We start from the raw sequence: 22959 nt of genomic DNA on the forward strand, positions 1-22959 counted from the left end.
CTTTTTTTGTTTTTTGTGGGGGGGGGGGGCCCGGGTCCCGGTAGCGTTCCGTCGACGGGCGCCGGAGGGTCGTAAACCAGTCAGGTCGGTGAAAGATCAGGTCCACGAACGGGGGACGACGGAGTACGACGTGACAGCGGACCAGCGGCCGATCCGGTTCACGTCGGTGAACGGCGGAGTGAGGGATGAACAGTCGGTCAGTGGATGATGCCGGTCCGCAGGGCGACGGCGACCATCCCGGCGCGGTCGCCCGTTCCGAGCTTGCGGGCGATACGGGCGAGGTGGCTCTTGACGGTGAGGGCGGACAGACCCATCGAGACGCCGATCGCCTTGTTCGACTGGCCCTCCGCGACCAGTCGGAGCACCTCGACCTCACGGCCGGAGAGTTCGCGGTAGCCGCCCGGGTGGTTCGGGGAACCCGGGGGGCGGCGGTGCATACGGGCGGCGGCGGAGCCGATGGGGGCGGCGCCCGGTCGGGTGGGAAGCCCGATGTTGGTGCGGGTGCCGGTGACGACGTAGCCCTTGACCCCGCCGGCCAGGGCGTTGCGCACCGCGCCGATGTCGTCGGCGGCGGACAGGGCCAGGCCGTTGGGCCAGCCCGCGGCGCGGGTCTCCGACAGGAGGGTCAGGCCGGAGCCGTCGGGGAGGTGGACGTCGGCGACGCAGATGTCGCGGGGGTTGCCGATGCGGGGACGAGCCTCCGCGATGGACGAGGCTTCGATGACATCGCGCACGCCGAGTGCCCACAGGTGGCGGGTGACGGTGGAGCGGACGCGCGGGTCGGCCACGACCACCATGGCGGTGGGCTTGTTCGGGCGGTAGGCGACCAGGCTTGCGGGCTGCTCGAGGAGAACGGACACCAGGCCTCCTGGGTGGGGACGGGGCCGGCTTGTGGGGGAAGAAGCCGGGACGAACCGTGCTTTCAAGGTCACAGTCGTCTTCGGCACCAAACCCGTCCGCCTTTAGAGAATGATCACGATCTGGTGAGTAACAATACGTGCAATTCGGACACGCGATCGATCATCCGAAGATCGAATCGGTTCGAGCCGTTGTCGTACGGGACAGAAAGTGGCCGTATCGACAAAGAGATGGTCAACGAAGGGTGAGTCGACGGGACTCGGGTGGACGGGCCCCGGTCAGGTGGACGGGTCCTCGGCCGATGGCGGACCAGGGGTGGCTAGCGCGCCTGCGGGTCACGGCGCTGCGGCAGCGTGACCACCGAGGCGTCGCCGGGGGCGGCCGGCGGCAGTCCCGCTACCTGCGCCAGCAGATCGCACCAGGAGGCGAGGTGCGCCGCGGTGTCCGGCACCCCGGCGCGGCCCTCCCGGGGCGTCCAGGAGGCCCGGATCTCGATCTGCGAGGCGGCGGGGCGCTCGGACAGCCCGCCGAAGTAGTGCGAACTCGCCCGGGTGACGGTCCCGCTCGCCTCCCCGTACGACAGGCCGCGCGCCTGGAGCGCGCCGGTGAGCCACGACCAGCAGACGTCCGGCAGCAGCGGATCCGCCGCCATCTCCGGCTCGAGCTCCGCGCGCACCAGCGTGACCAGCCGGAACGTCCCACGCCAGGCGTCGTGCCCGGCCGGGTCGTGCAGCAGTACGAGACGGCCGTCGGCAAGGTCCTGATCCCCGTCGACCACCGCCGCCTCCACGGCGTACGCGAACGGGGCGAGACGCTGCGGTGCGGGCGTCGGCTCCACCTCGACCTGCGGCCGCAGCCTTGCACCGCGCAGCGCCTCGACCGCGGCCTGGAAGGCCGGCGGCGCCGTACTCCCCGTATGTCCCTCGCCCTCCCCGGTGCCCTTCTCCTCGCCCATCCCGCCAGCGCCGTCCGACAGTCGTCCCTGAGCCGCAGCCATGCGGGGAAGGGTAAGGGGAATGACGCCTTCGCGCAGGGAGAGACACCACCTAAGGCCCCACCGGAGGCCCCCACGCGAGGCACCGCACGGGCCGCGGCCACACCGGCTTCGGGGGCGTGGGAGACTTGCCGTCGTGAGTGCGAACGGAAGCCCCGCGGGCCAGCAGCCGACAGCGACGTACGACAGTGCCTTCCTGAAGGCGTGCAGGCGTGAACCCGTGCCGCACACCCCCGTGTGGTTCATGCGGCAGGCCGGGCGCTCGCTGCCGGAGTACCACAAGGTGCGCGAGGGCATCCCGATGCTGGAGTCGTGCACGCGGCCCGAGCTGGTCGCCGAGATCACACTCCAGCCCGTCCGCCGGCACAACGTGGACGCGGCGGTCTACTACAGCGACATCGTCGTCCCCCTCAAGGCCATCGGCGTCGACCTCGACATCAAGCCCGGCGTCGGCCCGGTCGTCGCGCACCCGATCCGCACCCGCGCCGACCTCGCCCAGCTCCGCGGCCTCGCCCCCGAGGACGTCTCCTACGTCACCGAGGCCATCGGCCTGCTCACCGCCGAGCTCGGCCCGACCCCGCTGATCGGCTTCGCCGGCGCTCCCTTCACCCTCGCGAGCTATCTCGTCGAGGGCGGCCCCTCGCGCACATACGAGAACGCCAAGGCGATGATGTACGGCGACCCGGAGCTCTGGGCCGACCTGCTCGACCGCCTCGCCGACATCACGGCAGCGTTCCTCAAGGTGCAGATCGAGGCCGGCGCCTCCGCCGTCCAGCTCTTCGACTCCTGGGCCGGGGCGCTGGCCCCCGCCGACTACCGCCGCTCGGTGCTCCCCGCGTCCGCGAAGGTCTTCGACGCCGTCGCCGGATACGGCGTCCCGCGCATCCACTTCGGGGTCGGCACCGGCGAACTGCTGAACCTCATGGGCGAGGCCGGCGCGGACGTCGTCGGCGTCGACTACCGGGTCCCGCTCGACGAGGCCGCTCGCCGCGTCGGCCCCGGCAAGGCGCTCCAGGGCAACCTCGACCCGACCGTCCTGTTCGCCGGCAAGGACGTGGTGGAGACCAAGGCGCGCGAGGTGCTCGACGCGGCCGCCGGTCTCGAGGGCCACGTCTTCAACCTGGGCCACGGCGTGATGCCGTCCACCGACCCGGACGCGCTGACCCGCCTCGTCGAGTTCGTGCACACCGAGAGCGCGCGCTGACCCGGTCCGCTACCAGGTGTGCCGGGGCCGGGCCCGCCTGCCGAACAGCAGGCCGCGCGGTTCCGGCGGCGGGGGCGTGCCCGGCTTGAGGGGCCAGGCGAGCATCATGCCCACCAGGAAGCCGACGATGTGCGCCGCGTACGCCACGGTCCCGGCGTCGGAGACGCCCTCGCCCGACGAGTAGACGGCCTGGAGCACGAACCAGAAGCCCAGCACCAGCCAGGCCGGCAGCCGCAGCGGCAGGAAGATCAGGAACGGGACCAGTACCCAGACCCTGGCCTTCGGGTAGAGGACGAGATAGGCGCCCAGGACGCCGGCGATCGCGCCGGACGCGCCGATCAGCGGGTCCCCCGAGGTGGGGTTGAGGAGCGCGAAGCCGTAGCCGGCCGCGTAGCCGCAGACAACGTAGAAGAGGAAGTACCGGATGTGGCCCATCCGGTCCTCGACGTTGTTGCCGAAGATCAGCAGGAACAGCATGTTGCCCAGCAGATGCAGCCAGCTGCCGTGCAGGAACATCGCCGTGAAGACGGAGAGCGGCGGCGACTTGTCGTAGGAGGGCGGGCCGACCACACAGCCGGGGCCGTTCCGGCCGACGCCCACCTGGCCCGTCGGGACCAGCTGGGGCATCTGGTGGTGGATCAGCTCTCTGGGGACGGCCGCGTAGTGCTCCGTGAAGGCCTGCAGATGGCACAGCTGCGCCAGATCGCTGCCGCCGGCCACGGAGCCGGCTATGCCGGGCGTGAACAGGAACACGATGACGTTCGCGGCGATGAGCGCATACGTCACATACGGCGTGCGACGCACCGGGTTCACGTCATGGACGGGGATGACCACAGCTGACTAGTGCCCAGGGAGGGGACGGCCGAAGCGCGGCGCGTTGGTGAACGTCGGCACGCGCGGGTCCGTATGTCCTTGTGACCGATGAGCTTCAGGTGACGTTTCAGGCGACGTGAGGATCAGGCGATGAACGAGCGGGTTGCTTCTCAGGGGTTCCCTCCCATGCAGGCCCTGCCGGACGGTGAGGCGGAGATCTCCCTTGTCGTGCGGCTTCCCTGGGAGGACGTGGCACGGCTCGGTCAGGAGGCGGGGCGGCTGGCCGCGCAGATGCAGCGGCCGGTGACGCTGGACGAGGCCGTGAGCAACCGGCTGCGGTCGACTCGGCCTGCGGCTGCGCATGCACGGCAGGGTATGGAGCAGGGAAGCGTGGCCGCCGCCGCCGCGCCGGCGCCGGGAGGGGCCGGGGTCACTTCGTTGCCGCGGATCAGCGGGACGGCCTAGGACGGCCTGGGACGCGTCGCGGGGGGCGGGTGCGTGGGGGCCGGTCGCGCCCTCACGGCGGTAGCCGCATGCCGACACGTCCCCGCGCCCCCAGGGGTCGCTTCAGTCACCGTCCCGCACCCTGGTCGCCGCCTTTCTCGCCGCCACCAGGACGGGGTCCCACACCGGTGAGAACGGTGGTGCGTAGCCCAGGTCCAGAGCCGTCATCTGGTCCACCGTCATCTTTGCCGTCAGGGCCACCGCCGCGATGTCCACCCGCTTGCCCGCGCCCTCCCGCCCCACGATCTGGACGCCCAGGAGGCGGCCTGTCCGGCGTTCCGCGAGCATCTTGACCGTCATCGGATTCGCGCCGGGGTAGTAGCCGGCGCGGCTCGTGGACTCGATGGTGACCGCCTCGAACCGGAGGCCCACCCGCAGGGCGTCCTTCTCGCGCAGGCCGGTGCGGGCGATCTCCAGGTCGCAGACCTTGCTCACCGCGGTGCCGACGACACCGGGGAACGTGGCGTAACCGCCGCCCACGTTGGTGCCGACGACCTGGCCGTGCTTGTTGGCGTGGGTGCCCAGCGGGACGTACTGCTCCTGGCCCGAGACCAGGTTCAGGACCTCCACACAGTCGCCGCCCGCCCAGATGTCCTGGTGGCCGCGGACCCGCATCGCCTGGTCGGTGAGCAGGCCGCCGTGCTTGCCTACGGGCAGGCCCGCCGCCTGGGCGAGGCTCGTCTCCGGGCGGACACCGATGCCCAGGATCACCACGTCCGCCGGGTACTCGCCGTCCTCCGTGGCCACCGCCCGGACCCTGCCGTCTTGACCGGTGAGCACCTTGGTGACCTCGGCGTCGTTGACCATGGTGATGCCGAGGCCCTCCATCGCCTTGTGCACCAGGCGGCCCATGTCCGGGTCGAGCGTGGACATGGGCTCGCTGCCGCGGTTGACGACCGTCACCTCGTATCCCCGGTTGATCATCGCCTCGGCCATCTCGACGCCGATGTAGCCGGCGCCGACGACCACGGCGCGACGGCCACGCGTGTGTGCCAGCGTGTCGAGCAGGGCCTGGCCGTCGTCGAGGGTCTGCACGCCGTGCACGCCCGGCGCGTCCGCGCCCGGCATGTCGGGACGGATCGGGCGGGCGCCGGTCCCGATGACGAGTTTGTCGTACGACGTCCAGGACTCGGCGCCGGAATCGACGTCACGCGCGCGTACCCGCTTCCCGGCCACGTCGATCTCCGTGGCCTCCGTGCGCATGCGCAGATCGATGTCCCGCAACCGGTGCTCCTCGGGCGTGCGGGCGATCAGACGGTCCCGTTCCGCCACGTCACCGCCGACCCAGTACGGGATGCCGCACGCCGAGTAGGAGCTGAAGTGGCCGCGTTCGAAGGCCACGATCTCCAGCTCGTCCGGTCCCCGCAGCCGGCGCGCCTGGGACGCCGCCGACATGCCCGCGGCGTCCCCGCCGATCACCACCAGTCGTTCCCGTCCACCGCTCATGTCCATGCGAACACGCTACGGCGCGACGGAATTTCGGGCTTGGTCAGGTCTCAGTGCCATGCACACGGCTTTCACCGCCGGCCGTGCGGTGCCGGCGGACGACCCGCCACCACAGGAACGCGACAAGGGCCGCGAGCGCCGCGAACGGCAGGACCGCGCCCTGCGCCAGGGCGATCCAGGGAGGCGGTGCGGATGATGTGGTTCACCGTGAGGGTGGGCGCCTTGTCGGTGCCCCTGCCGCTGCTGTCCTTGGCGCCTGCCGAGCCCGCCGCCTCCTGGACCGCGCCGCCCGTGTCGGCCCTGGCATCCCCCGCCGAGGCGCCGGAGTCGTCGCCGCTGCATCCGGTGAGGACGAGTGCGGCGGCCAGCAGGATGCCGGCGAGGACGGGTCGTACGGGATGTCGCATGGTTCCCCCCGAGGGTCGTGACGAATGACGCTCCTTCGACGCCGGGGCCGGGCGGGACGTTTCACCGGGACGGTCCCGATGCGGTCACGGTCCGGACGCGCGCCGGTCACCGGGCCGGGGCGGGCGTGTCAGTGGGGTCTGAGAGAGTGGGGTCATGAGCGCAACGGGTGCGGGCACGGGGCAGGTCGTGGTCATCGGAGCCGGGATCGCGGGGTTGGCCGCGGCCCACCGGCTGCTGGAGCGCGGCCTGCGCGTGACCGTGCTGGAGGCCTCGGAGAGAGTCGGCGGCAAGCTGTTGCCCGGTGAGATCGCGGGGGTGCGGGTCGACCTGGGCGCCGAGTCGATGCTGGCACGCCGGCCCGAGGCGGTCGCCCTCGCGCGCGAGGTGGGGCTGGACGACCGGCTTCAGCCGCCTGGCACCGCCACGGCCTCGATCTGGACCCGGGGTGCCCTGCGGCCCATGCCCAGGGGCCATGTCATGGGCGTCCCCGGCACCGCCGCCGCGCTGTCCGGTTTGCTGTCCAAGGAGGGTCTCGCCCGCATCGAGCGCGACGCCGACCTGCCCCGCACCGAGGTCGGCGACGACGTGGCGGTGGGGGAGTACGTGGCCGGGCGACTGGGCCGGGAGGTCGTGGACCGGCTGGTGGAACCCCTGCTCGGCGGCGTCTACGCGGGCGACGCCTACCGCATCTCGATGCGCTCGGCGGTCCCGCAGCTCTACCAGGCCGCCAGGACGCACGACTCGCTGACCGAGGCCGTCCGCGAGATCCAGGCCAAGGCCGCCGCCAGCCAGCAGACTGGCCCGGTGTTCATGGGCATCGAGGGCGGCGTGGGCACCCTGCCGCTCGCGGTCGCGGACTCGGTGCGGGCGCGCGGCGGCGAGATCGTCACCGGCACACCCGTGACCGAACTGCGCCGGATGGGACCGGGCGGGGCAAGGGACTTCGACGGTGCCGACTCGCAGACCGGCGGATCCGGCCTCCCGTGGGCGGGCACCCGGGCGGACGGGGACCGCGAGGCGGGCCGGGGCGCCGCCGACGGTTCGCACACCGGGTGGCGGGTCGTCGCCGGTGACCGCGTGCTGTACGCGGACGCCGTGATCGTCGCCGTCCCCGCCCCCGTCGCCGCGGCCCTGCTGCGTGCCGAAGCGCCCGCCGCCGCGGCCGAACTGGCCGCTGTCGAGTACGCCTCGATGGCCCTGATCACCCTGGCCTACCGCCGCGCCGACCTCACGCTCCCCGAGGGCAGCGGCTTCCTGGTGCCGCCCGTCGACGGCCGCACCATCAAGGCCGCCACCTTCGCCTCCCAGAAGTGGGGGTGGATCGCCGAGGAGAACCCGGACGTGGTCGTGGTGCGCACCTCGGTCGGGCGGTACGGCGAGACGGAGGTGCTGGGGCGCGAGGACGGCGACCTCGTCGACGTCTCCCGGCACGACCTGCGCGAGGCCACCGGACTGGCCGCGGCCCCCGTCGCCACCCGCGTCACCCGCTGGACCGACGGCCTGCCCCAGTACCCCGTCGGCCACCACGCGCGCGTGGCCCGCGTCCGCGAGCACGTCGCCAAGCTCCCGGGCCTTGCGGTCTGCGGCGCGCAGTACGACGGGGTGGGCATCCCCGCCTGTATCGCGAGCGCGTACGCGGCGGTCGACCAGCTGGGCGGTGACCTGGCGGCCGTCCGGGAGCTCACCGCCAACCCGGTGCAGAGCCTGCACGGCGGAGCGGGAGAATAAGGACTATGAGTGACGACGCCCCCACCACCGCCCCCGAGCGGATCCCGAACAAGGGCAAGCTGGCCAAGGACCTCAACGAGGTCATCCGCTACACCCTGTGGTCGGTCTTCAGGCTGAAGGACGTACTGCCCGAGGACCGCGCGGGCTACGCCGACGAGGTCCAGGAACTGTTCGACCAGCTCGCCGCCAAGGACGTGACCGTCCGCGGCACCTACGACGTCTCCGGTCTGCGTGCCGACGCCGACCTGATGATCTGGTGGCACGCAGAGGACAGCGACCAGCTCCAGGAGGCGTACAACCTCTTCCGCCGCACGAAGCTGGGCCGCGCTCTCGCGCCGGTCTGGTCGAACATGGCGCTGCACCGCCCCGCCGAGTTCAACCGCTCGCACATCCCGGCCTTCCTGGCCGACGAGACGCCGCGCAACTACGTCAGCGTGTACCCGTTCGTACGCTCGTACGACTGGTACCTGCTGCCTGACGAGGATCGCCGCCGGATGCTCGCCGACCACGGCAAGATGGCCCGCGGCTACCCGGACGTGCGCGCCAACACCGTCGCCTCGTTCTCGCTCGGCGACTACGAGTGGATCCTGGCCTTCGAGGCCGACGAGCTGTACCGCATCGTCGACCTCATGCGCCACCTGCGGGGATCCGAGGCCCGTCGGCACGTCCGCGAGGAGGTCCCGTTCTTCACCGGCCGCCGCAAGGACGTCGCGGAACTGGTCGCGGGCCTCGCCTGACGACGCTCAGCGCTGGTCGGCCTTGCCCTTCAGGGAGTCCCGCAGCTTCTTCTGCTGCCGGGCGTGGCCGGCCGGCGCCGCCGGCCTCGGTTCCGGGTGCCCCGCACAGGCCGCCCGCCGCTCCGGGAGCCGGCCCTCCAGCAGGTAGGCCTCCAGATAGCCGTTGACGCACTTGTTGGGGCCGCCGCCGATGCCGTGGGTGCCCGCGTCCCGCTCGGTCACCAGCACCGAGTCGGCGAGCCGCCGGTTCAGCTCCAGCGCGCCCGCGTACGGCGTGGCCGCGTCCCGCTCCGCCTGAAGGATCAGCGTCGGCGGCAGCTCACCGGGCCCGGTCCGCACGTCCAGGGCCTTCTGCCGGGGCACCTGCCAGTAGGCGCACGGCAGGTTCATGAAGGCGTTGTCCCAGGTCTCGAACGGCGCCACCCGCGCGAGCCGGGTGTTGTCCCGGTCCCAGGTCTTCCAGTCCTTCGGCCAGGCCGCGTCGTTGCACTCGACGGCCGTGTAGACCGCGTTGCCGTTCTCCGCCGCGGCGGCCGTCTCCGCCGTCGGCGCCGCCAGCCGGACCAACGGCTTCGCGTCTCCCTTCAGGAACTTCGACAGCGCCTCCGCGCGGCTCGGCCAGTAGTCGTCGTAGTACCCGGCCGACAGGAACGCGCCCTGCAACTGCCCCGGCCCGACCTTCCCGCCGGCCGCCTTCTTGGCCAGCCGCTTGCTCGCCCGGTCGTAACTCGCCTGCACCTTCGCGGCGGTGTTGCCCAGCCCGTACACGTCGTCGTGCCGGGCGATCCACTCCCGGTAGTCCGTCCAGCGGCTCTCGAACGCGGCCGACTGCTCCAGGTTGGAGCGGTACCAGATCTGTGCCGGGTCCGGGTTGACCGCCGAGTCCAGCACCATCCGCCGTACGTGCGAGGGGAACAGGGTGGCGTACAGCGCGCCGAAGTAGGTGCCGTAGGAGGCGCCCATGAAGGTCAGCCGGTTCTCGCCGAGCCCCGCGCGCAGCACGTCCAGGTCACGGGCGTTGTTGAGCGAGGTGAAGTACCTCAGCCTGTTCCCGGACCGCTTGAGACAGCCGCGCGCGTACGCCTTCGCCTCCGCGATCCGCGCCTTCTTGTACGACGCCGAGGGGTGCGTCGGCGACGGGGAGGGCGCCCTGAAGAAACGCTTGGGCTCCACGCAGGACAGCGGCGCCGAACCGTCCACCCCGCGGGGGGCGTAGCCGACCAGGTCATAGGCGGCGGCGAGACGCTTCCACTCGGGCAGTACGCCGACCATCGGGAACTGCATGCCGGAGGCGCCCGGCCCGCCCGGGTTGTAGACCAGGGCGCCCTGCCGGGGCACCTTGCGCTTGCTGTTGTGCGGGTCCTTGTGGGTGGCCCGCATCCGGCTGACGGTCAGTCTGATCTGCTTGCCGTCCGGATGCGCGTAGTCCAGCGGGACGCTCAGCGTGCCGCACTGCAAGGACTTCGGGAGCTCCAGGCCGGCGGCGCACTTGCCGAAGTCGATGCCCTCCGCCCGCGCCCGTGCGGCGGCCACGGCGGTACCGCGCAGTTCGGCCGACGCCGTGTCCGGGACGCGAGGGGCGCTCCCGGCCGGGGCGGCGGCCAGGGTGGTCAGAATCAGGGACCCGGCTGCCGAGTACAGGGCGGGGGCTCTCATGGCGTATCCCTTCGGTGCGGTCGCTGCGTGGCGCGGCAGCAACGGCACCGCAGCGACTGCACGGCAGCAGTAAAAGGGATATTTCGACCGGTTGCCGACGAAGGCAAGCACCATCGGCCGGTGTCGGCGCCAATGCCCCTGTACGCCCCCGCTCACTCCCGCGGAAGCTGGTCCCGGTGTGCGAAGGCCGCACGCAGCTCCGGTTCTCCGATCGCGCGGATACCGCGGACGGCGACGGAGGCGAGGAACGAGTGGTCGTCGGCCGCGCGGTTCGTCCGCCGGTGCAGCACGCCCAGCAGCCGCTGGCCGGCCGGGGAGGCCCAGCGCGCGTACGGGTGCACCTCGACACGGGCGATGGCCAGACAGCTCAGCGTCAGAGTGAGGGGCAGCGCGAACCACACGGCCATCAGGTCGCGGGGCATCTCGGTCGGGGCGGGCAGCGCGAGTGCGGCCGCCCCCAGGCCGAACACGGCGAGTGCGGCGGCCCGGACCTGGCGCACGCCCGACGCGACCGTCGTACGCGCCGCCGCGTCCGGCACCGCGAGCCCCGCCCGCACGAGTCCCTCGCCGAGACTCCGCACGGCGTCCGCGTCGGCCGCCGCCGACCGTACCGGCGCTATCCGCGACTGCCCCTCGGGCCCGATGGCACCTATCACCGAGCGCTCCATCTCGTCCCGCGCACGCGGGTCCACGACGGTCGCCCAGCCGGTGTGCGCGAGCAGCAGCCGCTGTTGGCGTGCCATGGACACCAGGGTCAGATCGGCGACCCGCGCGGGCCCGCCGGACAGGAACGCGGCCTCGTACAGCGTCAGATCGTGTCCTCGGCCCGTGTCCGTGTCGGTGGCCGCCGTGCGTACGGCGGCCAGGCACAGCCGAGCGCAGGCGGTGCCGGCGACGGCCCAGGCCAGGAGCAGGAGAAGGACCCAGAACATGACGCGTTTCTATGCCAGGGGCTTGGGAAACGCCATGCCCTGTTCATATTCCGGACCGAACGTCGTCGGTATGTGACGTTCCGTTTCCCGTGCAGGTCAGGGGCTGTTGGGCGGCGGCGGGCTGGAGGCGGCGGGCGGCAGCGGGTACGTAGGGGACGGCGGCGAGGTGGGGGCCGGTGACGGTACGACCGGGATGGCGTCGCTCGGCGCGAAGACCGGCGGCGAGGCCGCGGGGGAGGGGGTGACCGACAGCTGCTGTGCGAGGGTGGCGAAGTCGACGTATCCCGTCGCTTCCAGGACCTTGATGTGGTCCAGGACGGTGGTGTTGGCGTCGTCGGCGAGATCACGGACCAGGGTGTTCTGGGTGCCGGCGCGGACCTGGGCGACGACGGAGAAGACCCGGCCGTGGGCCAGCCGCACGATGTTCGCGAACTGCCGGTCGAAGTCCTGCCCCTGCGCCGCGGTCATAGTGGCGAGCCACTGTTGCTGCTGGTCGTTGGGTTGATTGGGGATCGGGACGCCGAGCTGGGTGGCGACGCTGCGGACGTGTGCGTCGAGGGAGGCGTGGCCGTCGACGAGGTGCTGGCCTGCGGTCCGTACGGCCTGGGTGGTGCCCTTCTGCTCCGCCAGCTCCCCGGCCGGCAGCTCCCAGAGCCCGGCGAGCCGCACCTTGACGATGAAGTCCCGGTCCTGGGCGGACAGGGGACCGTAGCGGGTCGACACGGTCTGGGCGCTCAGCACGTTCACCGCGCCGGTCGGGTCCGAGCGGTCGGCGTACGACCAGATCGGGAAGACCAGGGCGGCGAGGGTCGCCGCGAGACAGGTGATGATCAGCCCGGTACCGCTGAATATGCCTCGGCCTTGGACGGGGGGTCGGGGACGCGCTCGCATGATGCCTCCTGCACCGCACGGCTAAGGCTTCGCTGTGCGGGCTTGGCATATTACCGAGGGCGTGTGGCGGGGGGCCGGGCCGGAGGTCGGGTGCGGGCCGGTGGGGGCTGATCGCGCAGTTCCCCGCGCCCCTAAAAGACCTAGCTGCGGGCAGTCGTGCCTCCCCCAGAGCCCGAGAGGAGCCCGAAAGGCCTGGGGGGACCCCCAGGCGGCACGGGTGGGCGCTGGGGGTACCCCCTCTGGGGGAGGCATTTGCCGGCGCCGGTAAGCGCCCCCCGCCCAGGCGCCACTAGCCCCGCCGCAGCAACGCCCTTCGTCGAGGTGTCTCCCCCGCTCGGGCCTGCCACCACTTCTCCAGGCGGCGGTGGGATGTCCGGTCTTCCGGGCGGCCGTCGCTCAGCAGCCGTCCCGCGAAGTCCAGGGCGTCTCGCCGATACCCCCCGGTCATCGGCCGTTCCTGCGCGTACGCCAGAAACGCAAGCCGGTACGCGTCGCCCAGGATCTCCGGCAGCTCCGGTGCCACCTTCGCCACCACATCGGCTCGTTTCGACGCCAGTGCCCGCGCCTGCACCCGCATCCGCTCCCGGTCGAAACCCTCCGGCACCGGTGTGCCCGCGACCAGCGACGACAGCATCGCGGCCTGGGCGAGCCCTACCCGCTGCCGGGTGGCGTCGGTCACCGCGGAGGCGGTCGGCCGTGCCGGCGGATCGAACCGCCCGCCGGTGTCCGAGCCCCCCGCCGCCATCGCACCCCGAATCGCCGCCAGCTCCCGCTCCAGTTCGGCCGGCTCGGGGAAGTTCTCGTCCCGCTCCAGCAGCACCCCCGGCGGCGTGACCCGCGACGCGAGGTCGGTCAGGATGTCCAGGACCGCCGGGGGCACCGGGTGGGCGTGACTGTCGTGCCAGACGCCGTCCCGCTCGAAGCCGCCCGCGACATGGACGTAGGCGATGGCCTCGACGGGGAGTTCGGTGAGTGCCTCGGCCGGGTCCTCACCCCGGTTGACGTGGTTGGTGTGCAGGTTCGCCACATCGATCAGCAGCCGTACCCCGGTGCGGTCGACGAGGTCGTACAGGAACTGTCCCTCGGTCATCTCCTCGCCCGGCCAGCAGATGAGCGCGGCGATGTTCTCGACGGCGAGGGGCACGGGCAGCGAGGCCTGCGCGATACGGATGTTCTCGCAGAGGACGTCGAGGGCGTCCCGGGTGCGCGGCACGGGAAGCAGATGGCCCGCCTCCAGGAGCGGCGAGGCCGTCAGCGGGCCGCCCGCGCGGACGAACGCGATGTGTTCGGTGACGAGAGGGGAGCCCAGCGCCGCCGCCCGTTCGGCGAGCGCCGTCAGCCGGTGCTCGTCCGGGCGGTCCGCACCGCCGAGTCCCAGGGAGACACCGTGAGGTACGACCGTCACCCCGCGCTCGCGCAGCCGCCGCAGCGAGTCGGGGAGGTGGCCCGGGCAGGTGTTCTCGGCGACGACCTCGACCCAGTCGATGCCGGGCATGCGCTCCACGGCGTCCGCGATCTCCGGCCGCCAGCCGATGCCCGTTCCCAGCCGCTCCAGGGTCATGGTCCTCCCCCTCTTTCTCCGATTGCCGGGGGTATGGCCCCGGAGCGCGTCCGCGAACCGCGTTGCCCGCCGCTTCAGAGCAACATTTGAGGTTCCGGCCCGCGCTCCGGGGAGCTGGATCGGCTACCCGCCGAGCACGCCCGGCGAGTCCACCGGGTCCGGGCGCGCGGTGTTCACCGTGCCCGGCGCGCCGGGCGAGGGCCTGGACGTGACCCGCACGCCACCGCCGGCCTGCGCGGCCGGCGCGGAGGGCACCACCAGCCCCGGCGCCGGCACCGCCGGGCCGGTCGGGCTCGCCGTGGTGGAGTTGGCGATCTCGTTGGCGATCGCCTCGAAGTCGACCTTCCCGGTCTTCTCCAGGGTCGTGATGTGGTCCAGCACGGTCTGGTTGGTGTCCGAGGCCAGTTGCCGTACCAGACTGTTGCGGGTGGTGTTCCGTACCGCCCCGATCACCGGGAAGATCTTGCCGTGCGCGGCGCGCAGCAGATTCACGAACTTGTACTCGTACTCCGCGCCGGTCGCCGCCGACATCTCCTGGAGCCAGCTCTGCTGCTGCTCGTTGGGCACGTTGGGCAGTTCGACGCCCAGCTGCGCCGCGACGATCCGGACCCGCCGGTCCAGGTCGGTGTGGCCGACGATCAGATGGTCGCCGGCCTCCTTGATCGCCGCACTCGGCGCCCGCTCGATGGCCTGCTGCCCGGCCGGCAGCTCCCACAGGCCGGCCAGCCGGACCCGCACGATCAGATCGCGGTCCGAGGCGGACAGCGGACCCCACTGGGTGGCCACGGTCCCCGCCGCCAGGTTCGCCTGCCCGGTGCCGGAGCGGTCGGCGTACGACCACACGGGATAGGCGAGCGCGCCGAGCGTGGTGGCGAGGGCCGCCATGATCATGGCCGTACCGTTGAAACGCCGCAAGGGATGCCTCCCCGTGTCGCTGGTTCAGTGCCTGGACGTACGAGTGCGACGGCGACGGTGTTCAAACAAACGGCAAAGTTTCCAAGGGGACGTAAAAGAGCCGAGGTCAGCGCAGTGCCGGATGGTCCGCGACCACCGTGCAACTGCCTGGCGGGATTTCGGTGAACCCCGCGTCCCTGACCAACGGCAGCCCGCCGGCGGTCAGTTCACTCCACTCGGCCGGATCGGCGGTCCGCACGGCGAGCGGGAACCCGGCCTCGCGCCACGTCCCCCGCTCCTCCTCCGACAGTGCCCACCAGGCCAGCTGGGCCCCGTGCCCGGCCTGCGCCATCGCCTTCCCCGCCGATAGCTCCAACTCCGGGTTCAGCCACAGCACGGCCTGCGCCCGGTCGGCGTCGGCGGGCGGCTCGGGATCGTCCAGCTCGGTCCCGGACACCTGCAACTTCGCCAGCTCCTTGGGCCACCCGTCCAGGGGAACCGGCGGAAACACCCGTACCTCGGCGGACTTCCCCGTGAGGGTGATCCCGGGCAGCCCCCCGGCCCGCCGCCACTCGGAGCCCCGGGCCCGCCGAACGACCTTCCGGATCCGCGCGTCCTCCCAGTCCCGAATCGCCTGAGCCCATTCCCCGTTCCCAAGGGCCCGCTCATCACTGAGCATGGTCAGCACCGCCCGCGCGGCGGTTTCAAGAGCGTCGGTACGGGCCGGAGGAGCCGACTTCTCGATCCGCACGACAAGAGGCAGTACGAACTGGGGTGCTTCGTCGCGACTGTTCGCCGAGACCTGGAAGGGAGCGCTCACCTGAACACCCTAAGGGGCGCACAACCCACCACCCCGATCCCCCCGCGCTGCTGCCGGTGGCCGCCTGGCTGGTACGGATCTGTGTCACCAACGAGCCGCCGGCCGCCCGCGCCTGTGTCACGGCGGCTCGGGGCCCGGTCAGGGCTCATCTGGCCGCCCTGCTGACCGCCCTCACCGCCGCGGCGCTGCTCGGCACGGCGGCGACCCTGATCGTGACCGTGATCAGCCGGCACGCCACCGACGACCACCGGCTCCTCGTACCGCCCTTGCGGGCCGGAGCCGCCGGTCTCCTCGCGACCCTCGCCTGTGCGCTGCTCGGCAGCGCCGTCGGGGCGCTCACCAACCGGCCGCTGCTGCGCTCACCGGGCCGGGCGGTGCCCACGATGCTGCCGGCCGCGCTGCTCGCGGTGGTGGTCGCGGGCTCCCCGGCCCATGCGGTGGTGAGCGGTCTGGTCTCCGGCTCGGAGTCCGGCCGGGTCCCGGTGTCACCGCTGCCGGCGGCCGCGGCGGCCCTGCTCACCGCCGCGGCCTTCACCGTGGCCTGCGTCCTCAACGGCCGCCGCTCATCCTGAGCAGGCGGTCCGCTGCGCCTCCTGCCACTCGCACCGGGGGCACATCGTGACGCCCTTGTACGACTCCGGGTACTCGGTCGGCTCCCGGCACAGCACACACTCCGCGTACGGCGGACCCTCCGCCTTCGGCGGCTTCGCGGCCTCGGTGATCGTGCAGTAGCCCTCGTCGCTCATACCTCCAGCGTAGGACGGTCAGCGGTGACCGGGCGTCTCCCCGATCAGCTGGGACACCTTCACGAACCGGAAGCCCCGCTTGCGCAGCTCCGGTACGACGTTCCGGACCACCTGCTCGGTGGTGGGGGCGGCGCTGCGCGTGCAGTGCATGACGACCACCGAGCCCGGCTTCACCCCGTCCAGCACCTGCTTGGTCACGGCGTCGGCGTCGGTGGCGAACGCGTCGCCGCTCACCACGTCCCACTGCACCGCGGTGACCCCGAGGCCGCCGACCGCGCGCAGCGCCTGCTGGTCGTAACAGCCGCCGGGGAAACGGAAGTACGGCATCGGATGCGGCACGCCCGCCCTGAGCAGTGCGGAGTAGGCGCGCTCCACGTCCGACTTCATGTTCGCGGCGGGGACGGTCGGCAGGCCGTAGCAGTCGTCGGTGAACGCGTAGTGGCTGTAGGAGTGGTTGGCGACCTCGAACTGCGGGTCGTGGCCGAGGGCGCGGGCCTGGTCCGGGTACTCGTCGGCCCAGCGGCCGGTCATGAAGACCGTGGCCGGCACCTTCAGTCTGCGCAGGGTCGCGATCAGCGCGGGGTTGTCGAAGTGCTCGCCGGCGGCCGCGCGGGGCCCCTGGTCGGCGGTCATGTCGGCGTCGAAGGTCAGGGCGACGGTCTTGCCCAGGGTGCGCGGACCGTTCGAGAAGACGGGGGCCAGGCCGCCCGGGGTGGCGGGGAGCGTGGGCGGCTTGGCGGCGGGGGCGGGCCTGGCGGGGGCCGGGGGGCGGGCGTGGGGCGCCTGGGCGGTGCCGCAGGCGGCTAGCGCGGCACCGAGGGCGACGCAGGCGGCGGTCATACCGGTAAGACGGCGTACTGGTCGGATCACCGTATGAACGTAGGTCGGATTGTCCGGTTTTTTTGGGTGGCGCGGCGTCGTGGCCGCCGGGGTCACCCGGGCGGCGGCTGTTCCGTCACGGGGCCCTCAGCAGCCGCTCCCGGCACTCGGCCACGTCGAAGTCCGCCTTCGGGTACCGCGGGTCGAGCTCCTCCAGATGCTCGAGCAGGAGGCGGCTGATCGCCCAGTTGCGGTACCACTTCTGGTCGGCCGGGACCCGGTACCAGGGCGCGGCGGGGGTCGAACACCGCTCCATGGCGATCTCGTACGCCTCCTGGAAGTCCGGCCACAGCTCCCGGTCCTCGATGTCGCCGGGGCCGAACTTCCAGTGTTTGTCGGGGTTGTCCAGACGGGCCAGGAGACGGCGCTTCTGCTCGCCGTAGGAGAGGTGCAGGAAGCACTTGACGACGGTCGTGCCGGCATCGGTCACCTCGTGCTCGAAGTCGTTGATCCAGCCGTAGCGGGACTCGATCTCCCTGGGCGGGGCGAGGCCGCGGACTCGCGCCACCAGGACGTCTTCGTAGTAGGAGCGGTCGAAGATGCCGATCTCGCCCTGCCGGGGGAGTACCCGGCGCACCCGCCACAGGAAGTCGTGGCGGCGTTCCTCCTCGGTGGGGGCCTTGAAGGCGCGGACCCGGCAGCCGGCCGGGTCGAGGTGGCCGATGACGTGCTTGACCGTGCCGCCCTTGCCGCTGGTGTCCATGCCCTGGAGCACCAGGAGAACCCGGCGCCGGTCGCCTGCCGTGCCCGCCGCCCACAGCCGCTCCTGGAGGCCGGCCAGGCGCTCGCCCAGTTCGGCCGTCGCGGTGCGGGCGGCGTCCTTGTCATCGGGGCCCGCGGGGCGGGCGTCGGCCCGGTGGGCGTCCAGGTCGGGTCGCTCGCCCACCGGGAGGCGGAGCAGGTCACGCAGATCGGGGTCCCTGTCGTCCCAACGCTTCTGGTGCTTCCTCGGCACGGGCAGGCCTTTCGCTCGGGTCCGGGGGAGCCGGTTCGGAGACTTCGGAGAGCCCGGAGAGATCGGAGAGACCGAGCTCGGCGCCGCCGTTCGGAGCGGGCTGCTGGGCCCGCTCCAGGAAGCGCAGCAGCTCCACCGGGAAGGGCAGCACCAGGGTGGAGTTCTTCTCGGCGGCCACCGCCACGATCGTCTGCAGCAGCCGCAGTTGCAGGGCCGCCGGGGTGCCCGCCATCTGCTTGGCCGCCTCGGCCAGCTTCTTCGAGGCCTGGAACTCGGCGTCGGCGTTGATGATCCGGGCCCGGCGCTCCCGGTCGGCCTCGGCCTGGCGGGCCATCGAGCGCTTCATCGTGTCCGGCAGCGACACGTCCTTGATCTCGACCCGGTCCACCTGCACACCCCAGCCCACGGCCGGGCTGTCGATCATCAGCTCCAGGCCCTGGTTGAGCTGCTCGCGGCTGGAGAGCAGATCGTCCAGGTCGCTCTTGCCGATGATCGACCGCAGCGAGGTCTGGGCCATCTGCGAGACGGCGAACTTGTAGTCCTCGACCTTGACCAGCGCGCTCACGGCGTCGACCACCCGGAAGTAGACGACCGCGTCCACGCGCACGGTGACGTTGTCCCGGGTGATGCCCTCCTGGGCCGGGATCGGCAGCGTCACGATCTGCATGTTGATCTTGTACAGCCGGTCCACGAACGGGATCACCAGATTGAAGCCCGGCGCCCGTACGTCACCGGTGACGCGGCCGAGCCGGAACAGCACGCCCCGCTCGTACTGCTTGACGACCCGCGCCCCCGCGGCCAGGTACAGCGCGCCTGCGCACAGCGCCGCCACCACCGCGACCAGCAGCTCCTGAACCATCACGACCCCCAGGTAAAGAGGTCCGATATGCCTGTTGCTGTAACGATATGCCCGGCGGGAGGGTCGGGGCCATTGTCGGGTGGATGAGGGTCCGGGCCGGGATGCCGAGGGGCGTCGGCACCCCGGCCCGGGAGCGGCCGCCGGTTCAGACGGCCGTGACCCGGGTGGGCACGGCCGAGCCGGCGCTGACCTTCACCGGTGCCGTGACCTTCACCGGTTCCGTACCGGCATCGCTGTGCCGTGCCGCCCAGCTCTCCAGTGCGGTCCGGCAGGCGTGATCAAGGTGGTGCAGCCCGGACAGGTCCACCCGGATCGGGCGGTCCTGGGGCAGCGCCTCCAGACTGTCGAGGATCTTGGGCAGTCGCAGGAAGGTCGCGTTGCCCGACAGATGGGCGTCGATCGGACCAGCGCCCTTGTCGATCACCTCAAGCCTGATGTGCGAGGCCTCCCACGCGGTCTTGACGATGGACAGGGCGAGTCCGATGAGCACGCCCTCGAACATGCTGACCGCCACGATCGACACCGCGGTGACGACCAGGATCAGCGCCTCGCCCCGGTGCTCACGCCAGAGCGCGGCCAGTGCCCGCACGGGGATCAGCTTGGCGCCCGAGTAGACCAGGATTCCGGCGAGCGCCGGGATCGGTATGTAGCCGAGCACCCCCGGCAGCAGCGCCGCGAACAGCAGCAGCCAGACGCCGTGCAGCACCCGGGACGCCTTCGTCCGGGCGCCCGCCTGCACATTGGCCGCGCTGCGCACGATCACCGCGGTCATCGGCAGCGCGCCGAGCACTCCGCAGAGCGCGTTGCCCGCGCCCTGGGCGATCAGCTCCCGGTTGTACTGGGTGCGCGGACCGTTGTGCAGCCGGTCCACGGCCGCCGCGCTGAACAGCGACTCGGCCGACGCGATCAGCGTGAACGCGACGACCGTGCCGATCACGCCGAAGCCCGCCAGTTCGCCGAAGGCGCGCAGCGGCGGCGGCTGCACGGAGCCCAGCAGCCCGTGCACCTCGACGGTGGCGACCGGGAGGCTGAGGAAGAACGCGGCCAGTGTGGCGAGACCGACGGCGGCCAGCGGTCCGGGGACCGTCCGCACCTTCGCCGGGAGGTACTTCCACAGCACCAGGACCGCGACGGTGCCCGCGCCGAGGGCGAGCGAGGCCAGCGCCTCCCCGTCCCCGAGGGCGTCCGCGAACGCCCCGGGCAGTCCGGCTATCTTGCCGGGCCCCGACTCGGGGGCCTTGGCGGCGAGCGCCGGATACAGCTGACCGGCGATCAGGACCAGACCGATTCCGGCCAGCATGCCCTCGACCACCGAGACCGAGATGGCCCGGAAGTAGCGCCCCAGCTTCAGAACGCCCATGGCGATCTGGAGCACGCCGGTGACGAGCACGATCACGCCGAGCACCGGCAGCCCGAACTCGTGCACCGCCTCGAAGACGAGCACGGTCAGACCGGCGGCCGGCCCCGACACCTGAAGGCTGCTGCCCCGCAGCATCCCGGTGACGAGACCGCCCACGATGCCGGTGACCAGGCCGAGTTCGGCCGGTACACCGGAGGCGACGGCCACGCCCACGCACAGTGGGAGCGCGACCAGGAAGACGACGAGAGAGGCGGTGAAGTCCTGCTTTATGTAAGGGAACTTGGTCATCGCGACGCTCACAGGGTCTCGAACGCGTCGGTGTCGGCGCGGTGTTCGCGGACGGCACCGGTGTGGACCTCGTAGTACCAGCCGCGCAGGGTCAGTTCGCCCTGCGCCAGCTTCTTGTCGATGAACGGGTAGGAGCGCAACCGCAGCAGCTGGGCGAGCACATGACTCTGCACGCCCTCAGCGACGGCCGGGTCCTCGACGGCGCCGGTCGGGCGCGGCTCGGCACGGGCCAGCCAGTCCCGTACGGCGGGTACGGCGGTCAGGTCGTCGCCGCGCACCAGCGCGCCGACGGCGCCGCAGTGCGAGTGCCCGCAGACGACGATGTCGCGGACGCCGAGCACCTCCACGGCGTATTCGATGGTGGCCGCCTCGCTGGTGGGGTGCTCCGAGGCGTACGGGGGGACGATGTTGCCGGCGGTGCGCAGCTCGAAGAGCTCGCCCGGGCGGGCGCCGGTGATCAGGGCCGGGACGACCCGGGAGTCGGAGCAGGTGATGAACAGCACCTGCGGGGACTGGCCTTCGGCGAGTTTGGCGAACTCCTCAGGGCGCTGTCCGAACGTACGGGCGTTGTCGATGAGGGGCTGCATGGTGTGTGGACTCCTCCTGGCGCGCCGAGATGGCGCGTCGGGCTTGCACGACGGTTGTGGGGGGGTGACGAGCCGAGACGGAACCCGTCGCTCAGCAGCGGAAGACCTGAAGCGCGGCCGGCGAGTGGGCTCTGGACGGTCTTGGAGTGCGTTGACGCTGGTCTGCGGGAACCACCGAGGCCGGTATCGCCTCGGTGTGCCGGGCGGTGAGCGGACGGTCGTCGGCGCAGCCGGCGGTGGCGGTGCGTTGGCGGTCGGCGGTCCGCGGCGGGCTGGGTGGCTCCCCGCAGAGGCCGTGGTCGCGGAGGGTGTGGTCGCGAAGGGTGTGCGAGCCGTCGCGCACGAACTTCGCCGAGGGCTTCGGACCAAGCTGGGCCCTGGCCTCGACATGACTGAGCGTGTGCGCGGCTGCGAAGGTTGCCGCGGGCGCGAAGAACTGGACGGCGAGCAGGGCGGCGGCCAGGAGTGAGAGCACGGTCCGGGCCGTCGTACCTCGGAACATGAGCCCCCCCTCGCGGCAGTTCGCGCCTCTTGTGTACACCAAGCACAGGTCAATGGTTGGTCAAGAAACACGTTAACCCTGCAAAGTCCTTTGCAGGGTTAACTCGGTGTTGCGAACCGAAGAGAGCGTGAAAAATGCCGGTGGGGTGGCTCGATCGGGCTCTTGATCTGGCGGTCTTGATCGAATAAGGGACGCTAGTCGGCGGCGACGAGCCCCTTGGCGTCCCGGGCCAGGGCGGTGAGCCGGGATATCGCGCGGAAGTACTTCTTCCGGTAGCCGCCGTTCAGCATCTCCTCGCTGAACAGCCTGTCGAACGGCAGTCCGGAGGCCAGGACCGGGACCTCACGGTCGTAGAGCCGGTCCGCGAGGACCACCAGCCGCAGCGCGGTCGACTGGTCCGGCACCGGCCGCACATCGGTGAGGCAGACCGCCGTCACGCCGTCGGTCAGCGCGCCGTACCGGCTGGGGTGCACCTTGGCCAGGTGGTCCAGGAGCTGCGGGAAGTCGTCGAGCGCGGCGCCCGGCGTCGCGTACGCCGCCTTGGTCACCTGCTCCTCGGAGAACGGCGCCGGCGCCTCGGGCAGGCCGCGGTGACGGTAGTCCTCGCCGTCGATGCGCAGGGCGCGGAAGTGGGCCGACAGGCCCTGGATCTCCCGCAGGAAGTCGGCCGATGCGAACCGGCCCTCGCCGAGCTTGCCCGGCAGGGTGTTGGAGGTGGCGGCGAGCGCGACACCCGCGTCGACAAGCCGGCCCAGCAGCGTCGACACCAGGACGGTGTCGCCGGGGTCGTCCAGTTCGAACTCGTCGATGCACAGCAGACGGTGGCCGGAGAGGGTCTGCACGGTCTGCTGGAACCCGAGGGCTCCGACCAGGTTGGTCAGTTCCACGAAGGTGCCGAACGCCTTCAGTGCGGGCTCGGCCGGGGTGGCGTGCCAGAGGGAGGCGAGCAGGTGGGTCTTGCCGACGCCGTACCCCCCGTCGAGGTAGACGCCGCGTGGCCCGGCCGGGGTCCTCGGCGCCCTGGCCTTCCCGAAGCCGAAGAAGCCGCGCTTGCCGCCGGCCGCTGCGTGTGCCCCGCCGAGACCGGCCGCGAAGCCTTCGAGGACCCGTACGGCCTCGGTCTGGCTGGGCTGGTTCGGGTCCGGGATGTAGGTGGCGAAGCGGACCGAGTCGAAACGGGGCGGCGGCACCATCTCGGCGACCAGCCGGTCCGCGGGGACGTGCGGCGAGCGGGCGCACAGGGACAGCGGGGCCGCGTCGGCTATCGGGCTGACCTCGGAAGCGGCGGGAGAAGAGGACACGGTTCCCCATGCTAGTTGCCGTGCCACACTGCACGA

23 protein-coding genes and 1 pseudogene are annotated in these 22959 nt (G+C 71.8%); 5 read left to right on the forward strand and 19 right to left on the reverse strand.

All coding sequences use genetic code 11. From position 1 onward, the window contains the following. Window positions 1-197: 197 nt before the first annotated feature. Complete coding sequence (locus ABTY98_RS32930; protein WP_352224726.1) at window positions 198-860, reverse strand: LuxR C-terminal-related transcriptional regulator; 663 nt, start codon at window positions 858-860, stop codon at window positions 198-200. Window positions 861-1177: 317 nt separating this feature from the next. Continuing rightward, the gene (locus ABTY98_RS32935) at window positions 1178-1855 is read right to left on the reverse strand and encodes a DUF3000 domain-containing protein (RefSeq protein WP_352224727.1); all 678 of its coding nucleotides are present in this window, start codon (window positions 1853-1855) and stop codon (window positions 1178-1180) included. A gap of 133 nt (window positions 1856-1988) precedes the next feature. On the opposite strand from ABTY98_RS32935, the gene hemE reads away from it, so the two are divergent. Next, on the forward strand, window positions 1989-3056 hold the full coding sequence (hemE, locus tag ABTY98_RS32940; RefSeq protein ID WP_352224728.1) for a uroporphyrinogen decarboxylase: 1068 nt from the start codon (window positions 1989-1991) through the stop codon (window positions 3054-3056). Between the two features lie 9 nt (window positions 3057-3065). On the opposite strand, the gene ABTY98_RS32945 is transcribed toward hemE, so the two are convergent. Continuing rightward, on the reverse strand, window positions 3066-3890 hold the full coding sequence (locus ABTY98_RS32945) for a rhomboid family intramembrane serine protease (protein ID WP_352224729.1): 825 nt from the start codon (window positions 3888-3890) through the stop codon (window positions 3066-3068). 165 nt (window positions 3891-4055) lie between these two features. Here ABTY98_RS32945 and ABTY98_RS32950 point away from each other — a divergent pair, with 165 nt between their 5' ends. Further along, window positions 4056-4334, forward strand: a complete 279-nt coding sequence (locus tag ABTY98_RS32950; RefSeq protein ID WP_502994408.1) for a hypothetical protein — start codon at window positions 4056-4058, stop codon at window positions 4332-4334. 102 nt (window positions 4335-4436) lie between these two features. On the opposite strand, the gene ABTY98_RS32955 is transcribed toward ABTY98_RS32950, so the two are convergent. Together ABTY98_RS32955 and ABTY98_RS32960 are read right to left on the reverse strand one after the other, a co-directional pair. After that, window positions 4437-5825: an FAD-dependent oxidoreductase gene (locus tag ABTY98_RS32955; RefSeq protein ID WP_352224731.1), complete on the reverse strand. Its 1389-nt coding sequence runs from the start codon at window positions 5823-5825 to the stop codon at window positions 4437-4439. A 65-nt stretch (window positions 5826-5890) separates the two neighbouring features. Beyond that, window positions 5891-6226: a hypothetical protein gene (locus tag ABTY98_RS32960; protein WP_352224732.1), complete on the reverse strand. Its 336-nt coding sequence runs from the start codon at window positions 6224-6226 to the stop codon at window positions 5891-5893. 154 nt (window positions 6227-6380) lie between these two features. Here ABTY98_RS32960 and hemG point away from each other — a divergent pair, with 154 nt between their 5' ends. Together hemG and hemQ are read left to right on the forward strand one after the other, a co-directional pair. Next, window positions 6381-7955 carry a protoporphyrinogen oxidase gene (gene hemG / locus ABTY98_RS32965; protein WP_352224733.1) on the forward strand — a complete coding sequence of 525 codons (1575 nt, stop codon included), beginning with the start codon at window positions 6381-6383 and terminating at the stop codon, window positions 7953-7955. Between the two features lie 5 nt (window positions 7956-7960). Further along, on the forward strand, window positions 7961-8692 hold the full coding sequence (gene hemQ, locus ABTY98_RS32970; RefSeq protein WP_352224734.1) for a hydrogen peroxide-dependent heme synthase: 732 nt from the start codon (window positions 7961-7963) through the stop codon (window positions 8690-8692). A 6-nt stretch (window positions 8693-8698) separates the two neighbouring features. On the opposite strand, the gene ABTY98_RS32975 is transcribed toward hemQ, so the two are convergent. From ABTY98_RS32975 to ABTY98_RS33000, 6 genes are all read right to left on the reverse strand, one after another. Continuing rightward, window positions 8699-10348: an alpha/beta hydrolase gene (locus ABTY98_RS32975; protein ID WP_352224735.1), complete on the reverse strand. Its 1650-nt coding sequence runs from the start codon at window positions 10346-10348 to the stop codon at window positions 8699-8701. Window positions 10349-10500: 152 nt separating this feature from the next. After that, window positions 10501-11280, reverse strand: a complete 780-nt coding sequence (locus ABTY98_RS32980) for a TIGR04222 domain-containing membrane protein (protein ID WP_352224736.1) — start codon at window positions 11278-11280, stop codon at window positions 10501-10503. 96 nt (window positions 11281-11376) lie between these two features. Further along, window positions 11377-12171 (reverse strand): DUF4142 domain-containing protein, encoded by a 795-nt coding sequence (locus ABTY98_RS32985; protein ID WP_352224737.1) that lies wholly within the window; start codon window positions 12169-12171, stop codon window positions 11377-11379. A 289-nt stretch (window positions 12172-12460) separates the two neighbouring features. After that, window positions 12461-13732, reverse strand: coding sequence for an MbnB/TglH/ChrH family RiPP precursor modification enzyme (locus tag ABTY98_RS32990; protein WP_352224738.1), 1272 nt, complete (start codon window positions 13730-13732; stop codon window positions 12461-12463). A 123-nt stretch (window positions 13733-13855) separates the two neighbouring features. Further along, on the reverse strand, window positions 13856-14647 hold the full coding sequence (locus tag ABTY98_RS32995; protein WP_352224739.1) for a DUF4142 domain-containing protein: 792 nt from the start codon (window positions 14645-14647) through the stop codon (window positions 13856-13858). A 106-nt stretch (window positions 14648-14753) separates the two neighbouring features. Beyond that, a complete protein-coding gene (locus tag ABTY98_RS33000) occupies window positions 14754-15446 on the reverse strand; it encodes a peptidyl-tRNA hydrolase (protein ID WP_352224740.1) in 693 nt (230 codons plus the stop codon). A 44-nt stretch (window positions 15447-15490) separates the two neighbouring features. On the opposite strand from ABTY98_RS33000, the pseudogene ABTY98_RS33005 reads away from it, so the two are divergent. Then, a pseudogene (locus ABTY98_RS33005) lies at window positions 15491-16018 on the forward strand (ABC transporter); the annotation flags it as partial. Here the strand turns inward: ABTY98_RS33005 and ABTY98_RS33010 are convergent. The 8 genes from ABTY98_RS33010 to zapE form a co-directional block, all read right to left on the reverse strand. Beyond that, window positions 16010-16192, reverse strand: a complete 183-nt coding sequence (locus tag ABTY98_RS33010) for a hypothetical protein (RefSeq protein WP_352224741.1) — start codon at window positions 16190-16192, stop codon at window positions 16010-16012. The pseudogene ABTY98_RS33005 and the gene ABTY98_RS33010 overlap by 9 nt on opposite strands. Before the next feature lie 18 nt (window positions 16193-16210). Then, the gene (locus tag ABTY98_RS33015) at window positions 16211-17032 is read right to left on the reverse strand and encodes a polysaccharide deacetylase family protein (protein ID WP_352224742.1); all 822 of its coding nucleotides are present in this window, start codon (window positions 17030-17032) and stop codon (window positions 16211-16213) included. A 115-nt stretch (window positions 17033-17147) separates the two neighbouring features. Then, window positions 17148-18026, reverse strand: coding sequence for a PPK2 family polyphosphate kinase (locus ABTY98_RS33020; RefSeq protein WP_352224743.1), 879 nt, complete (start codon window positions 18024-18026; stop codon window positions 17148-17150). Further along, the gene (locus ABTY98_RS33025; protein WP_352224807.1) at window positions 17974-18885 is read right to left on the reverse strand and encodes a slipin family protein; all 912 of its coding nucleotides are present in this window, start codon (window positions 18883-18885) and stop codon (window positions 17974-17976) included. Before ABTY98_RS33025 ends, ABTY98_RS33020 begins: the two co-directional genes overlap by 53 nt. Window positions 18886-19030: 145 nt before the next feature. Next, complete coding sequence (locus ABTY98_RS33030) at window positions 19031-20533, reverse strand: SulP family inorganic anion transporter (protein ID WP_352224744.1); 1503 nt, start codon at window positions 20531-20533, stop codon at window positions 19031-19033. Between the two features lie 8 nt (window positions 20534-20541). Continuing rightward, complete coding sequence (locus tag ABTY98_RS33035) at window positions 20542-21120, reverse strand: carbonic anhydrase (protein ID WP_352224745.1); 579 nt, start codon at window positions 21118-21120, stop codon at window positions 20542-20544. 91 nt (window positions 21121-21211) lie between these two features. Continuing rightward, window positions 21212-21622, reverse strand: coding sequence for a hypothetical protein (locus ABTY98_RS33040; protein ID WP_352224746.1), 411 nt, complete (start codon window positions 21620-21622; stop codon window positions 21212-21214). 194 nt (window positions 21623-21816) lie between these two features. Further along, on the reverse strand, window positions 21817-22923 hold the full coding sequence (zapE, locus tag ABTY98_RS33045; protein WP_352224747.1) for a cell division protein ZapE: 1107 nt from the start codon (window positions 22921-22923) through the stop codon (window positions 21817-21819). Window positions 22924-22959 lie beyond the last annotated feature (36 nt).

Origin of the sequence: Streptomyces sp. NPDC096040 (assembly GCF_040303265.1) — a bacterium.
Classification (GTDB): Bacteria; Actinomycetota; Actinomycetes; order Streptomycetales; family Streptomycetaceae; genus Streptomyces.